The sequence below is a fragment of the Pseudoalteromonas ardens genome (genome assembly GCF_030125445.1).
In the GTDB taxonomy this organism is placed as follows: Bacteria; Pseudomonadota; Gammaproteobacteria; order Enterobacterales; family Alteromonadaceae; genus Pseudoalteromonas; species Pseudoalteromonas ardens.
The window spans coordinates 1-15,733 of the sequence record NZ_JASJUV010000007.1; the positions used below are offsets into that span (position 1 = coordinate 1).

15 protein-coding genes are annotated in these 15,733 nt (G+C 48.8%); 14 read left to right on the top strand and 1 reads right to left on the bottom strand.

Annotation, left to right across the window (positions count from 1 at the left end; all coding sequences use genetic code 11):
* From QNM19_RS18695 to QNM19_RS18755, 13 genes are all read left to right on the top strand, one after another.
* Nucleotides 1-1,815: alpha/beta fold hydrolase (locus QNM19_RS18695; RefSeq protein ID WP_284027073.1), on the top strand; the 1,815-nt coding region annotated here is incomplete at its 5' end.
* Nucleotides 1,816-1,956: 141 nt separating this feature from the next.
* The gene (locus tag QNM19_RS18700) at nt 1,957-2,241 is read left to right on the top strand and encodes a PadR family transcriptional regulator (protein ID WP_284027074.1); all 285 of its coding nucleotides are present in this window, start codon (nt 1,957-1,959) and stop codon (nt 2,239-2,241) included.
* Nucleotides 2,228-3,190, top strand: a complete 963-nt coding sequence (locus QNM19_RS18705; RefSeq protein WP_049864717.1) for a hypothetical protein — start codon at nt 2,228-2,230, stop codon at nt 3,188-3,190. Before QNM19_RS18700 ends, QNM19_RS18705 begins: the two co-directional genes overlap by 14 nt.
* A gap of 22 nt (nt 3,191-3,212) precedes the next feature.
* A complete protein-coding gene (locus QNM19_RS18710) occupies nt 3,213-3,752 on the top strand; it encodes a GIN domain-containing protein (RefSeq protein WP_049864718.1) in 540 nt (179 codons plus the stop codon).
* 217 nt (nt 3,753-3,969) lie between these two features.
* Nucleotides 3,970-5,040 (top strand): efflux RND transporter periplasmic adaptor subunit, encoded by a 1,071-nt coding sequence (locus tag QNM19_RS18715; protein WP_284027075.1) that lies wholly within the window; start codon nt 3,970-3,972, stop codon nt 5,038-5,040.
* A gap of 79 nt (nt 5,041-5,119) precedes the next feature.
* On the top strand, nt 5,120-5,812 hold the full coding sequence (locus tag QNM19_RS18720) for an ABC transporter ATP-binding protein (protein ID WP_284027076.1): 693 nt from the start codon (nt 5,120-5,122) through the stop codon (nt 5,810-5,812).
* The gene (locus QNM19_RS18725) at nt 5,809-6,966 is read left to right on the top strand and encodes an ABC transporter permease (RefSeq protein WP_284027077.1); all 1,158 of its coding nucleotides are present in this window, start codon (nt 5,809-5,811) and stop codon (nt 6,964-6,966) included. The genes QNM19_RS18720 and QNM19_RS18725 overlap by 4 nt, the downstream gene beginning before the upstream one ends.
* Nucleotides 6,967-6,968: 2 nt before the next feature.
* Nucleotides 6,969-8,168, top strand: a complete 1,200-nt coding sequence (locus QNM19_RS18730; protein WP_284027078.1) for an ABC transporter permease — start codon at nt 6,969-6,971, stop codon at nt 8,166-8,168.
* Nucleotides 8,169-8,226: 58 nt separating this feature from the next.
* Nucleotides 8,227-8,655, top strand: coding sequence for a DUF2141 domain-containing protein (locus QNM19_RS18735; RefSeq protein ID WP_049864724.1), 429 nt, complete (start codon nt 8,227-8,229; stop codon nt 8,653-8,655).
* A gap of 310 nt (nt 8,656-8,965) precedes the next feature.
* The gene (gene prfC, locus QNM19_RS18740; protein ID WP_010384053.1) at nt 8,966-10,555 is read left to right on the top strand and encodes a peptide chain release factor 3; all 1,590 of its coding nucleotides are present in this window, start codon (nt 8,966-8,968) and stop codon (nt 10,553-10,555) included.
* A 198-nt stretch (nt 10,556-10,753) separates the two neighbouring features.
* A complete protein-coding gene (gene argS / locus QNM19_RS18745) occupies nt 10,754-12,496 on the top strand; it encodes an arginine--tRNA ligase (RefSeq protein WP_284027079.1) in 1,743 nt (580 codons plus the stop codon).
* A 93-nt stretch (nt 12,497-12,589) separates the two neighbouring features.
* Entirely contained in the window at nt 12,590-13,228 is a 639-nt protein-coding gene (gene pdxH, locus QNM19_RS18750; RefSeq protein WP_049866603.1) for a pyridoxamine 5'-phosphate oxidase, read from the top strand.
* 11 nt (nt 13,229-13,239) lie between these two features.
* Nucleotides 13,240-14,004 (top strand): TatD family hydrolase, encoded by a 765-nt coding sequence (locus tag QNM19_RS18755; protein WP_284027080.1) that lies wholly within the window; start codon nt 13,240-13,242, stop codon nt 14,002-14,004.
* Here the strand turns inward: QNM19_RS18755 and QNM19_RS18760 are convergent.
* Entirely contained in the window at nt 13,971-14,591 is a 621-nt protein-coding gene (locus QNM19_RS18760) for an AhpA/YtjB family protein (protein ID WP_284027081.1), read from the bottom strand. The genes QNM19_RS18755 and QNM19_RS18760 overlap by 34 nt on opposite strands.
* A gap of 120 nt (nt 14,592-14,711) precedes the next feature.
* Between QNM19_RS18760 and serB the strand changes: the two genes are divergently transcribed.
* Nucleotides 14,712-15,725 carry a phosphoserine phosphatase SerB gene (serB, locus tag QNM19_RS18765; RefSeq protein ID WP_049865803.1) on the top strand — a complete coding sequence of 338 codons (1,014 nt, stop codon included), beginning with the start codon at nt 14,712-14,714 and terminating at the stop codon, nt 15,723-15,725.
* Nucleotides 15,726-15,733: the final 8 nt, after the last annotated feature.

A 15,733-nucleotide genomic window follows, 5' to 3' on the forward strand; every position in this document is an offset into this window, starting at 1 on the left:
GATGTGGTATCACCGCGGGCGGTGTCGAGGGTATATGACGCTTATCCGGATATCACTTTGGTGAATGGTTATGGACCAACAGAAAATACCACTTTCACGGCTTGCTGCAAGATAGCGCGGGGTACGGAATACACCAGTATCCCGATAGGATTGCCGGTGTCGGGGACTTCGTTGTATGTGTTATCACCGGAGATGACACTGACGCCACCTGGGTATACAGGAGAGCTGTTTAGCGGTGGTGCCGGACTGGCACTGGGATACCTGGATCAGCCAGCGCTGACGGCCGAGCGATTTGTGCGTAACCCGTTTGGTGACGGGGTGTTATATCGCACGGGAGATTTGGTGCGGGTAGGAGAAGATGGCAATTTACTGTTTATGGGACGCACAGATAATCAGGTGAAGATCCGGGGATTCAGGGTTGAGCTTGGAGAAATAGTCCATCAGATAGACAGCTTAGCGGGCGTTCAGTCGAGCCTGGTGCAGGTAACAGGAGAAGAGGCGGCAGATAAGCAGCTGGTCGCCTGGGTGGTTGCACAGCAGGGCACAGAGCTGGATGTTGAGACACTCAAAGCGGCGTTAGCGGAGCGTGTACCGGCTCATATGGTGCCGACTTATTTAGTGTTGCTGGCAGAGTGGCCACTGACGTCGGTGGGCAAGATAGACAGACGGGCGTTGCCAGCACCAGACAAAGTGAGTCAGCAGGCGGTTTATGTTGCACCGCAAGGCGCGCAGGAAGCAGCGCTTGTGGATATCTGGGCTGAACTGCTGAAGATAGAGCCGGCCCAGCTGGGGGTTAATACCAACTTCTTCAGTGTTGGCGGTCATTCCTTATTGGCCGTGCAGATGCTTGCGATGATTAAAGACCGTTTTGATATCACTATTACACTGGGCGCATTTTGGCAGCATCAGACCATTCGTGAAATGGCGAATTTAATGTCGCCCTCGCAGCAGTCAGCAACTAACGACTCTGACAGCTTGTTGGTCAGACTAAGCGTCGGGAATGGCAAGCATCCCACCGTTTTTTGTGTGCCCGGTGTGGGTGGTAATGCCAATGAGTTTAGTGCTTTGGCTGAGGCGCTTAATGACTATCAGGTATATGCGGTACAACCTAGGGGGCTGGATGGACAGCAGGCAGATAATTCAATTTACACAATGGCGGAAGATTATGTTGCTGCAATGATGGCGACCAAAGAAACCGATCAGCTCATCATTGTCGGTCACTCAATGGGAGCGACGATTGTAATTGAAATGTTGCTTATATTGAGGCGCTTAGGCGTTCAGCCTCATCAGATCTTACTGTTGGATGCCAGTGCCCCGGAAACTGGTGACAGACGCACGGAATCGCAGATCTTAGCGGATGCTTATCAGTTTCTGGCAATGCGTTTGGTACAGCTAAAGTTGGTTCCAACACAATCGCTTAACCAGATAGCACAGAGTGAACAGGACAAACTCGTGACGCTTGCACAAACTGACAGCCTCGCAGCAGTTGACTGGCTATTGACTGAGCTAACAGGACAGTCACCTACTGAGGAGCAAATCAGTGTGGCACATGCCTTGTTACAGGTATACGAAAGTCACTTACAGGCATTTGCGCAGTATCGTGCTGATCCCGAAACTGCTTTGCTGAGATGTCAATTCAAGTTTGTGGCTGCATCGCACAGAAAAGCTGAGCACACACAGGAATTGTTGCAGGGCTGGCAACAAGTTTTAGGTGCTGAAAATCTGGCCTTGGCGAAAGCTGAGGGAACGCACTTCACCATGTTAAAGGGGCAGGGAGCCAGAGATATTTCAGGGACAATTAAAAATGAAACGTGATAGTTGATTAATATTATGTTTCAAATTTGATACTGTGTATGGTACAACTGTTCCATACACAGTATTGCTTAACTTGATAAAGATAAAGGATTTATGAAAAGCGGAAGGCATCGTCAAGAAATGAGAAGGGGCAGCTTAGTATTGGCTGTCTTGATTGCACTGCGAGAGCCGCATTATGGCTACTCATTGCGTAAGAAGTTACAGGCTCTGGGGATCGATATTGAAGAAGGCACTTTATATCCGATGATCAGACGCCTTGCTGAGCAGGGGTACCTCAATAGCAAGTGGCTTGAGAGTGGAGAAAGAAAGAAGCGGTATTATCAGTTATCCGATGAAGGATACGTGTTATCGCAAGAACTGATTCAAGAGTGGCAGGCAATAAGCCAGATACTCGATAAAATGGTGTATGAAAATGGAGTTAGTTAACTGTTATATTGATGCTGTGAGACGCAACTTATCCGCGGATATGCGTGATGAAGTTAGCGAAGAGCTTGCATCCAATATACTAAGTGCCCAACAAGAAAAGGAAAGTCAGCTTGGTCGGAGCATGACTTCTGATGAAACGATAGAGCTGCTAAATAGTTTTGGCCATCCCGAACAATTTGCTGGCCAATATACCAAGCGTACAAGCTTAATTAGCAGTGACTGGTTTCCCCTTTATAAACAAGTACTGGCTTTTACGATTAAGCTGGTCGCTGTTTTTTTTGTGCTTAATGGCGTGTTTACGCTATTGGTAAACGACAATATTGTGATGCTCTTTTTGGCTTTGAGCACAGCGTACGACATATTCCATACCAGTGTATTAATGGCAGTAGTGGTAACAGCATGCTTTTATTATCTGGATGGTTCAAGTCTAGGTGTAAGGTTGCTCGATAGCTGGCGCCTCGGTGCATTGAAATCAGACTATGTTGTTAGCCCTTATATTCCCTTTGCAAACTCTTTTAAGCACCTCGCATTTGCTGTGTTAGCGTTAATTGTCGTAAACAGCGATTATGATTTATTCGCTTTGCTACCACAAAGCAATCAAATTGAATCTGTGCAGATCAGCACCTTACTGAGTGACTTATTATACGGATTTAGCGCTGTACTTGCGGCGTTGGTGGTATTGAATACCTTTAATCTGTTACAGCCATATTGGAGTCGGATCAAGCTACTGGGTTATACCCTGTTAATGGGAGCGTTAATGATCTTGTTACTCATCCTTGTATTGTCTGGTGATAACGTGCTCTTAACCGCTGCCAGTGCTGATGTGGCGGCTGAGCTGATGGCGACGATTAACCTTTATATTCGAGTCAGTGCCGCGATATTAATTGGGGTACTCGGCTATGAATCGATGAAAGAGTGGCGTCAGTTTTTTAATTTATATCGAAAGTAAGTTCAAAAGGAGAATAATTAGTATGAAAAGTATTTGGGTTCTGTTGGTCACAATGTTTTTGTTTGGGTGCTCAGCAGTTGCTACCGTTGCTGGTAAAACAGAAGAGCGCCAGCTAAGCGAGTTTGAGCGCATAGAGGTAGGCGGATTGGTCAATGTGGTTTTGGTCAAAGGGACATCACCCAAAGCAAAAGTGAATGCATTCGGTATTGATATTGAAGACATCGTAACAGAGGTTTCAGAGGGCGTACTCACGGTAACAACGCGCGGATTTCACAGCGGCGAAGCGATCCTGGTTACGGTGAACTATACCAACTTGTCTGGAATTAAAACTGCGGGATCCGCAACCATTGGTACAGACGGAGAAATTGTCGGTGACCACCTTGATGTTTGGATCACTGACTCTGCTGATGCGGATCTTGAAGTGAATGTTGGCCGCCTGTCAGCAAAAATGGAGGATTCTGGCAATCTGCGTCTTACCGGGCATGCCAAGCGTCAGAGTATTGTGTCAAATGGCAGTGCTGGTAGTTTAAATAATGCCGGACTGCAGGTTAGCGAAGACTAAATAGACAGCTAAAAGATTAGTTATACCACAGGTTCTTGGCTTTATATTCACGCAATCTAAAGCCAAGAGTCGATACTGTCAGGTCTGAAACCAATTGGGTAGGTTGCGTTTCGTACAAGACAGAATTAAAGAGCATTAAGCAGAAAAGCGCGATTGAATGACGGGGACATGCTGTCATTCATGCTGTACTGCATTCAACCAAGATAAGAAAAATAACATGAACGACAATTCAAAAGAGAAAATCGCACAATTAGCTTTGCCAAAGGACGATGAGTACACAGATTCACATACAGTGAGAAACGGAGTGATTATCTTTGTTTTGATAGCGTGTGCTGTCGCGCTATTCTGGTGGATACAGACTACCACTGATGCTGAGCCTCAGCCACAGCCAATCTCTGCACCTAAGGCCAATATAAAGGCATCCGAAGTGCAACAAACCAACCCAGAAATACCACTTACAGCAAATGAGCAAAGCACGTCAAAACTCAACACATCAAACAAAGTGCTGGAGGCCAGTGGCCATATTGTTGCCCGTCGAATAGCAACCATTTCTTCGCGTGTCACCAGCAAAGTAGAGCAGCTGCTGATTGAAGAGGGGCAGCGTGTGGACCAAAATGATGTGCTGGCAGAGCTCGATAGTCGTCAGGCGGCTTTTTCTTATGCCGGGGCGAAAGCGGCGCTGGTTGCCGGAGAGGCGCAATATAAAGAACTACTAAGTCAGCTCAAATTAGAACAGTTGCAATATGAACGAAATTTGGCTTTGTACAATAACAAGGTCATAGCCAAAGATGTACTGGACACCTATGAACTTAAGATTGAACAGCTGAAGATGCAGCTGCGAAGTCGACAGGCATTGAACCAGAAGGCGGAGCAAGACGTTGAGCTGAGCAAATATAATCTTGAACAACACACTATTCGGGCACCTTTTGCAGGCATGGTGATCCAGAAGAATGCCCAGGTCGGTGAGTTAATTTCCGCTGGTACATCCGGCGGGGGAACCATTCGTACCGGGATCGCCACGATAGTAGACATGAGTTCACTTGAAATCGAAGTGGATATTGCAGAAAGCTACATTCATCGTGTCTTGCCCGGCCAGTCTGTCGTTGCACGCCTCGACGCTTACCCTGATTGGCCTATCAACAGTGAAGTTTTGACTATCATTCCGACCGCAAATAGACAAAAAGCCAGCATTAAGGTCCGCATTAAGCTGCTTGAAGGGGATGCGCGGATTTTGCCGGATATGGGGGTAAAGGTGAGCTTTTTAGCCAATGACACTCAGCGGTTATAACAGCCAACTGCTTAATTTTGACTATCAACTAAATGCTATAAAACAATACAACTAAGAACTAGAAAAGGCATAACAAGAAATGGAACAAGGAATTAGATTTACAAATGTCAGTAAGGTCTACAGCAAAGGTAATAATCGCGTTGTTGTACATCAGGACCTCAATTTAGCGATAGAAAAAGGAGAGTTCATTGCACTTATGGGGCCTTCTGGCTCAGGGAAAACGACCCTGTTACATATGATGGGTGGGTTGGATAAGCCCACCAGTGGTGAAGTGATGGTTGCCGGTAAATTGGTCAGTGCGAGCTCTGAAGCTGAACTCACGCGTTGGCGAGCCAGGCACGTGGGGTTTGTATTTCAGACTAACCATCTGCTGCCTGTGCTGAGCGCTTTTGATAATGTAGAACTACCACTGACGTTGACAAAGTTAACTAAGGCTCGCCGTAAAAGCCAGGTTGAAACTGCGCTCTCGTTGGTTGAAATGTCACAGCGTGCCGACCATTTCCCTAAGGAGCTTTCGGGTGGTCAGGAACAACGTGTAGCCATTGCTCGTGCTATTGTCACTGACCCAGATGTGCTGCTGTGTGATGAACCAACGGGTAATTTGGACAGAAAAACAGCCGACGCGATTTTGTCTTTGTTAAGAGTGCTTAATCAGGAGTTTGGTAAAACTATTGTGATGGTAACCCATGATGGCAAAGCGGCTGAATACGCAAGCCGGGTGATCAATCTGGAGAGTTTCACTGAAACGGCATCTGATGGAGAAGCTGTATGAGCGCCATTAAGCTGCCATGGAAAAATGCCATGCGTCGGCCTGCAAGATTCTGGCTGACTGCTTTATCTATTTGTGTGGCCTTTTTCTTGTATACGGTTATCTTTGCAATCAATGCGGCTTTGAATGCGACGGGTAGCGACAATAATCAGTTTCGTCTGATGACAACACACAAAATTTCAATCACTAAGTCGGTTCCGCTTAACTATCAGAACAAGATGAATGTTATCGAGGGAGTCGACAATGTGACTTATGTTTCCTGGTTTGGTGGCTTTTTTAGGGATGAGCGAAATCAACTTCAGGCGGTCGCTGTTGACCCTCAAACCTACTTTGACATTTATCCTGAGTATGTGTTGGCTGAAGGGGCCAGAACAACTTGGCGACAAATTAAATCCGGCATCATCATAGGTCAGGCACTCGCTGATAAGTATCAGTGGCGCGTTGGGGATAAAGTACCAATCCAGTCAACTATTTGGATGAGCAATACAACCTCTTCTTTCACCTGGGAGTTTGAGGTTACAGGCATTTATCAAACTGATGCAGCTGAAACTAACCAGCAGATGATTTTTATGCGTCATGATTATCTGGACGAAAACCGGGGATACGGTCGTTATTATGTGAGTTGGCTGGTTGCAAAACTGAGTCGTGGAGCAAATGCTGATGGTGTCAGTCACGCAATAGACAAGGTGTTTGAAAACTCTACGGCAGAGACGCGCACTACAACCGAGCAGGTGTTTGTCAAAGAACAGGCGCAGCAATTTGTGGATTTGAGCTGGATATTAAAACTGGTTGTACTGGCTGTCTTCTTTACGTTGTTATTAATCGCCTCGAATAGTATGAGCCAATCAATTCGGGAACGTATGAATGAGTTGGCTGTTATGAAGTCTCTTGGGTTCTCTTCCGGGAAATTAATTGCTTCTGTTTATATGGAAGCGCTACTGATAATTTTTGTCGGTGCCGCAAGTGGCGTTTTGATTGCCGCATTTGGTCTTGATGTGGTGCAGCAAAAACTAGCCACTTTTCTGCCAGGGATCCATATTCAGGCGTCTCATTATGTACAAATCGTTGTCATGATCTTCTCGTTGGCATTAATTTGCTGCGTATCGCCAGCCCTTAGTATTTATCGTTTAACAATCAGCAAGGCATTGAGGACTTGATTATGGATAGCATTTTTTCATTAAAACAGGTGCTTAAACTCTGCTCTATTACTTTGCGTAGTTTGCCTCATCGCGTTGTAGCATCTTTTGTTGCGATATTCAGTATCGCCTGTGTCACAGCGGTATTGCTCAGCGTATTAACCCTGATAAATGGCATGAGCAAAACCATGGAACAGTCAGGATTGGATAATACCTTACTGGTGATGCGGGCCGGATCGATTTCAGAATTGCAAAGTGTGCTGTTTCCTATGGAAGTTAATATCATGCTCAATCACCCAAAAGCACTGCGGGATGAGCAAGACCGACCTATTTATTCATCGGAAATGTTCGTTAATGCGGAAACTCAGTTGCCTGGCAGTGAAGAAATTTTGAGTCTGGCATTGCGTGGGGTAAGTGCGGGCGCTGCAAATATGCGGCCTGATTTTAAAATCGAGCAGGGTAGCTATTTTCAGTCAGGACTACGTCAGGTTGTCATTGGGCAGGCAATTGCCCGCAAACACCCTCAGCTGGGAGTGGGCGACACAATTAAGCTCGGTGGGTCACAATGGCAAATCGCGGGTATCTTTTCAGACAATTTAAGTGTGTTTGAATCTGAGATCTGGGCAGATCTCAGTACGGTACAAAATGACTATCAGCGCGGCAACAGTATTCAGTCCGTTAGAATTGCATTTGCAGATGATGTCGATATTGCACAGTTGCAACAGCAATGGGATGCCGACCCCAGGCTGAATGTTCGGGTGATCACAGAAGCGTTGTTTTTTGCTCAGCAATCTGAAAATGTGACACGCCTGATGCGTTGGCTGGGTATACCTTTGGCCTTGGTCATGGCGCTGGGTGCCATCGTTGCTGCAATTAATACAATGTACTCGGCGATTGCGTCACGCAGCACAGAAATTGCCGTACAAAAAGCGATGGGGTTTGCGCCCATTCCCATTGCCAGTTCAGTGGTCTTTGAGTCTATCTTATTGGCGCTGATCGGAGGGGTTTTGGGTGTCTTGCCGTTGTATCTGGGGCTTAATGATATGACAACCGCGACCAATAATGCGGCTAACCTGAGTCAGATTATGTTTAACTTCACCATTTCAGCCGATCTGGTTGGTCAGGCGTTAGGCATTGCTGTCGTGATTGGACTGGTCGGGGGGATCTTGCCGGCCATACACGCTGTCAGAATTCCGGTTACGCATGCATTACGCTCAGCCTGATTGTGGTTAATCACTGAGCAGAGACATCAACAACGAGAACAATCAAAAGGAAATAATAATGAAACTAAAAACATGCTTAATCTCAATGGGACTATCTCTAAGCGCATTGCTCACCCCTTTGACTATGGTGCACGCAGCGGAAGTGACAGTCACAGTGAAGGACATTAAACGCTTGCAGGGTCACCTGTTGGTTTCGCTGTTTGCCGATAAAGCAAGCTACGATAGTAATAAACCTGCGGCAGTGAGCCGGATAAAAGTGGCCAATACAGAAGAAGTTATCACGTTTGCAGATTTGAAAGATGGTGAGTACGCCGTCAAGTTAATTCATGATGATAACGATAATAACCGACTGGACACTAATATGCTGGGTATTCCAAAGGAAGGGTATGGCTTCAGTAATAATGGGGGCGCGTTTGGTCCTTCGCCATATGAAGAAGCTAAGTTCTCAGTAAAAGACAATACCGCGATTTCTATTACGCTACTGTAGTAACGCGATTGTGACCAGCGGGTGTGCTATCTGGATCAGGCATGCCCGCTGTCGCATATTATACTCCGGCAATATGTATCCATAACGCCGATGAGACCCCTGTTAAGCCTGCAAAACCACCTCATATGTCTGACTGAGTATTTTTTTACAGCTTGATGATATGTAATGCCAAGCATTGATTGTTAAAAGTGCCAAGATCGGCGAAAATAGTACACGATTAAAAATGAACCCGCCGGATGACCCTGCAAAGTGTCATGCGCACACTTTGCGCAGCATGTGTGGATCCGCGTATAACCTAAAGAATTGACTAATGGCAGACCAGACTTTCCTCAATGAAATAAACAAGCGACGTACTTTCGCTATCATCTCGCACCCGGATGCGGGTAAGACCACCATCACAGAAAAAGTCCTTTTGTTCGGTAAGGCCCTGCAACAGGCCGGTACCGTAAAAGGCCGTGGCTCTAACCAGCACGCCAAATCAGACTGGATGGACATGGAAAAAGAGCGTGGTATCTCAGTAACCACGTCTGTGATGCAGTTCCCGTTCAACGACAGCCTGGTTAACCTGCTGGATACTCCGGGGCACGAGGATTTCTCGGAAGATACCTACCGTACACTGACTGCCGTGGACTCCTGTCTGATGGTTATCGACGCGGCCAAAGGTGTTGAGGATCGAACCCGTAAGCTGATGGAAGTCACCCGTTTACGCGATACGCCTATCGTGACCTTCATGAACAAGCTGGACCGTGATATCCGCGATCCGATGGAGCTGCTGGACGAGGTTGAGACTGAACTGAACATCATGTGTGCGCCAGTTACCTGGCCGATTGGCTGTGGTAAAGAATTCAAAGGGGTGTACCACATCCATCGTGATGAGACCATTTTGTATCAAACGGGTCAGGGCCATACCATTCAGGAAGTCCGTACTATTAAGGGGTTAGATAACGCTGACTTGGATGCCGCTATCGGTGAGAGTTTGGCGGAGCAACTGCGTGAAGAGCTGGAACTGGTCATTGGCGCATCGCACGAATTCGATAAAGAGTTATTCCTTAGTGGTGAACTGACACCTGTGTATTTTGGTACTGCATTGGGTAACTTTGGTGTAGACCATATGCTAGATGGCTTGACAGAGTGGGCGCCGTCGCCGTTGCCGCGTCAGACGGATGAACGTGAAGTGAGTGCCGACGACGAGAAGTTCACCGGCTTCGTATTTAAAATTCAGGCTAACATGGACCCGAAACACCGCGACCGTATCGCCTTTATGCGTATTGTGTCAGGTAAATACACTCAGGGCATGAAGATGAACCACGTTCGCTTGGGTAAACAAGTGAGCATCTCTGATGCCGTGACCTTTATGGCCGGAGATCGTGAACGCGCACAGGAAGCCTTTGCCGGTGACATCATTGGTTTGCACAACCACGGCACAATCCAGATTGGTGATACCTTCACTCAGGGTGAAAAACTCAAGTTCAGTGGTATTCCAAACTTTGCCCCTGAGCTGTTCCGCCGTATCCGCCTTAAAGATCCACTCAAGCAAAAGCAGCTGCTAAAAGGTCTGGTACAGTTATCAGAAGAAGGTGCCGTGCAGGTGTTCCGTCCGCTGATCAACAACGATCTAATCGTAGGCGCGGTCGGTGTGCTGCAGTTTGACGTGGTAGTGGCACGACTGAAGTCTGAGTACAACGTGGATGCGATCTACGAAAGCGTTAACGTTCAGACGGCGCGCTGGGTTAATTGTGAAGACGAGAAAAAGCTGGCTGAATTCCGCCGCAAGTGTGAGCAGAACCTGGCACTCGATGGAGGCGATAACCTGACGTATATCGCTCCAAGCCGGGTGAATCTGAACCTGTCGATGGAACGTTATCCGGACGTGCAGTTCCACCAGACGCGCGAACACTAAATTAACGTGGGGCATCCGGCTTGTCTGATGGCCCCAAAAGTCATGCTGCGGGTTGATTTGGCTCTGGCGCTTCCTATAAGCTGGTGCATTCGACCCGATTGTTCGCTGACTGTTTAAAGCTGCGTTTTATTCCGGCGCCCCGAGGCGCCGATGATGTTTGCTCAGTGCCCAGGCTGGCACTGACCCAAAGGAAACACAATGAACATTAAAAGTATTCTAATTGAAAAAGCTCTGTCTGCGATGGCCGCGGCAGGGATCCCTGAAGGCACCAATCCGGCGGTAACGCAAAGCACCCGTGCGCAGTTTGGTGACTATCAAATTAATGGCGCAATGGGCGCTGCGAAAGCACTAAAAACCAACCCGCGTGAGCTGGCACAGAAGATCATTGATAATCTGGATGTGAGCGATGTGGCTGCAAAAACTGAAATCGCTGGTCCGGGCTTTATTAATATTCACCTTAAGCCGGAGTTTCTGGCTGCGAGCCTGGAAGCCGCCAATCAGGATGCCAAGCTAGGCGTGGCTGAGCATGCACAGGCGCAAAACGTGGTCGTCGATTTCTCGTCGCCTAACCTGGCCAAAGAAATGCACGTGGGTCACCTGCGTTCTACCATCATTGGTGATGCGGTAGTACGTGCGCTTGAGTTCCGTGGTGACAAAGTCACGCGTCAGAACCACGTGGGCGACTGGGGCACGCAGTTTGGTATGCTGATCGCACACCTGGAAGATATGCTGGCGCAAGGCATTGACCTAGAAAACGTGGCACTGGCGGACTTAGAAACTTTCTATCGTGACGCTAAGAAGCGCTTCGACGATGAGGAAGGGTTCTCGGATAAGGCCCGTGATTATGTGGTTAAATTACAAGGCGGTGATGCACATTGCCAGAAACTGTGGCAATTGTTTATCGACACGTCTGTGAAGCACTCTGAAGAAGTTTACAAAAAGCTGAATGTGACGCTCACGCGCGATGACATTATGGCTGAAAGTGCCTATAACGATCGTCTGGCCGGGATCATCACGCTGTTAAAGGAGAAAAACATTGCGGTTGAAGATCAGGGCGCACAGGTGGTGTTCCTGGATGAGCTGGCAAACAAAGATGGTGAGCCATCGGTGTTTATCGTGCAAAAATCGGGTGGTGGTTTCTTGTATGCCACGACCGATCTGGCTGCGTGTGATTACCGCTCTAACGAGCTGGGCGCTGAACGTATCCTGATCTTCGTGGATGCCCGTCAAAGCCTGCACTTTAACCAGGTTGAGCTGACTGCACGCAAAGCGGGTCTGCTGCGCGACGAAACCAGTTATGAGTTCTGTCCGTTTGGCACTATGATGGGCAGTGACGGCAAGCCGTTCAAGACTCGTACAGGCGGCACAGTTAAGCTGGCTGAACTGTTGGATGAAGCGGTTAGTCGTGCCAGCGAAAAACTGGCCGACCGTGCGTCTGAGCTGAGTGCAGAAGCCCGTGCTGAAATCGCCCGTAAAGTGGGTATTGGTGCGGTGAAATACGCTGACTTGTCAAAGCACCGTACCAGTGATTACATCTTCAACTGGGATACTATGTTGAGCTTCGAAGGCGCCACAGCACCTTACTTACAGTATGCGTATACCCGTGTGCGCAGTATTTTCCGCAAAGCTGGCGTCGACAGTGCTGCGCTCAGTGGCAGCATCAATATCGTTGAGCCACAGGAAAAGGCGTTGGCGCTGAAACTCCTGCAGCTTGAAGAAGTATTGGATCTGATGATCGGCGAAGCGACACCACACGTACTATGTGGGTATCTGTACGAGCTGGCGAGTCTGTACATGACCTTCTACGAAGCTTGTCCAATCCTTAAAGAAGATGTGTCTGCTGAAGTACGTGAAAGTCGTCTGTTGCTGTGTAATCTGGTTGCCAGAACACTCAACACTGGTCTTGAACTGCTGGGCATCGAGGTGATGGAGCAGATGTAAGTCCTGCGTGAGATCATGCAATGCATGCATCACGTTGTGTTAGACTGAGGCCGCACTATTGCGGCCTTTTGTGTTATGTAAGGAATGACCACTATGAAACTTGATGATATTCGTCGCGAATATACTAAAGATGGCCTCTCCCGCGAGAAGCTCGATGATAACCCCATCGTGCAGTTTGAACACTGGCTGCAGCAGGCCGTGGATGCAAATCTCAGCGATCCGACCGCCATGGTGGTGGCCACGGTAGATGAGCAGGGTCAGCCGTCACAGCGGATCGTGTTGCTCAAACAAGTGGACGATAACGGCTTTGTCTTTTTCACTAATACCGGGTCGCGTAAGGCACAAGAGCTAAAAGGTAATAATAAGATTTCATTGCACTTTCCCTGGCACAATCTGGAGCGTCAGGTGATAGTGTATGGTGAAGCCGAGCCGCTGCCGACGGCTGCGGTTGCTAAATACTTTCTGTCCCGTCCAAAAGAAAGCCAGCTGGCTGCCTGGGCTTCAGCCCAGTCGCGGCCGATCTCCTCTCGTCAGGCCCTGATGCAGACCTTCAACAGCATGAAAAGCAAGTTTGCGAAAGGGGATATTCCGTTGCCGGATTTCTGGGGCGGGTATTGTGTTAAACCTCATCAGATTGAATTCTGGCAAGGGGGAGAGCATCGTTTGCATGACCGCTTTATGTATCGTAAAGACGTCAGCGGACAGTGGCAGGTTGAACGTCTTAACCCATAGTGTTATACCCCATGCGCTTCATTGATACCCATTGCCATCTCGACTTTGACGAACTCAAAGAGAGTTTGCCACAACACCTGACAGAGGCGCAGGCACAGGGTATCGGGCAATGGGTGGTGCCAGGGGTAACACTGGAACAGTGCCACACATTGCCTGTTTTCGCACAGCAGCACCCGGGCGTGCACATCGCCTTTGGTCTTCATCCTTACTTTATGGCACAGCACAGTGCCACAGATATGTCTGACTTAGCAGCGCTTGCCCATCAGCATCGTGCACAGTTGGTGGCAATTGGTGAGTGTGGTATTGATGCCATAGTGGAGGAGATTGACGCGCAGCAACACCTGTTTATTGAACACATAGCGCTGGCCAATGCGCTGGGTCTGCCGCTGATTGTCCATCACCGCAAAAGTCATCACCTATTGGCGAACGCCTTTAAACAGTGTCCCCCTCAATACGGGGGCGTTATTCATGCCTTCTCTGGCTCATTGCAAGATGCGCAGAGTTATCTGAAGCTCGGGTTTAAACTCGGTGTGGGTGGCACCATCAGTTATCCGCGGGCGGCGAAAACCCGTACCACCCTAGCGCAAGTTCCTTTGGATGCACTGGTGCTGGAGACGGATGCACCGTCGATGCCGTTAGCGGGTTATCAGGGACAGCCTAACGTACCGAAACGCATGGTGGAGGTATTTGCGCATTTGTGTGACATCCGAAAGGAACCTGCACAGCAGCTTGCACACGCGCTTTACTCCTCTTCTGCGGCACTGTTTCGGATCTGACGTTTCACTTCCCAGCGTTTCAGCGCGCGCCCTATCTGCCAGGTAAAAATACAGGCAATGCCCAGCATCAGCAGTACCACGCGACCCAGCTCATGAAAATGTCTATGGCTTTGTGCCATCGCCGCTTCGGTTAAGTATTCGACGCTGACAAAGCCAATAGGTTGCTGCTCTGCGTCATAAATGGGTTCCACAATGGGTTGCTTTGACTGAGCCAGTCCGGGCAAGTGGCGGGGCAAATCAGTTATCTGAGGTGGGGCATTCTGGCCATCATTACCAATAATAAACTGGCCCTGATGGTTGTAGACTCTGACAGACAGCACATAGTCGTCACTGGCGAGGTGGTTGCTCAGGGCTCTGAGCTGGGGCGTATCCATGCGGCTCATTGGCAGGGCGGCATTTAGTGCCAATTGCTTCGTCAGGCTACGGCCAGCGTGGTCGGCATTGCTGTGTAACAGCTGATGGGAGCGAAAACTGGTGTTAAATGCCAGCCAGGTAATGGTTAAAAAGCACATTGCAGCGATGAGCAGGCGCAGTAGTCGCCGATTGCGTGAAGAAGAAAGGGTTTCAAGGGCTTGTGTATTTTTCATAGATCTTGTTTGCCTGCTGACATGCCACGATTAAGATGTTAAAAAGGGCGCATACCGTTACCAAGCAAGTAATCACACATCGGCTCAATGAGCCGGATATGACCCCAATCAGGAGTATCCATGTCAAAGTCACTCGCGTCAATCCAGTTGCGTGCCACGGCTGAGCCTGCTCAGCAGTGCCTCACTGTAGCAAATTGGTACCACATTGAAAACGATGATCAACTGAGACCTGGCAGCAGCCCGCTGTCTGAAGATGGTCAGTACTTGTGTTTTTTTGGCGCTGAGCTCAGTAGTGCCAATGTTCTGGAGATTCTGCGCTTGTGTCAGCAGGCGGATATTGAGGTCACCAGACTGGCGCTGTATCAGCCAACAGCAACGATGACACCTGGCCTGGTTGTATACACACACTCGACACGCGATGTGCGTGCACCTATTCGCGCTTTAGCGGCTCAATGTGGCCTGCAAGGTGCGGCTATCAGCCAGCCGCCCAGTTTGCTTAAGCCCGGGTTACTGGTAATGGATATGGACTCCACGGCAATCACCATCGAGTGTATTGATGAAATTGCCAGACTGGCCGGGGTGTATGATGAGGTTGCTGCGGTGACCGCACAGGCCATGGCCGGGCAACTGGCGTTTAACGACAGTCTGTATCAGCGTGTTGCTAAGCTGTCCGGCGTCGAGCTGCCGCTTATTCAGCAGCTCAAAGACAACCTGCCGCTGATGGAGGGCGTTGCTCAGTTATGTGCGGTGCTCAAAGCACATCACTGGCATCTGGCGATTGCCTCCGGTGGCTTTACCTGGTTTGCTGAGGCACTAAAAGCGCCGCTGCAGCTGGATGCTGTGTTTGCTAACACTCTGGAAATTGCTGACGATAAGCTGACTGGTAAAGTGCTGGGCGAGGTCGTTGATGGCAGCAAAAAAGCCGAGGTACTTAAATCTCTGGCTGAAAAGTTTGGTATTGCACCCAAACAAACCGTGGCCATGGGCGACGGCGCCAATGATTTAATCATGATGGCTGCTGCCGGGCTAGGCGTTGCTGTACATGGCAAGCCTAAGGTGGTCGAGCAGGCCGATGCCGCGATTACTCAAGGGTCATTGACTCAGCTGCTTTATCTGCTGAGTGTGCCGGTTTAGTTGTGAGT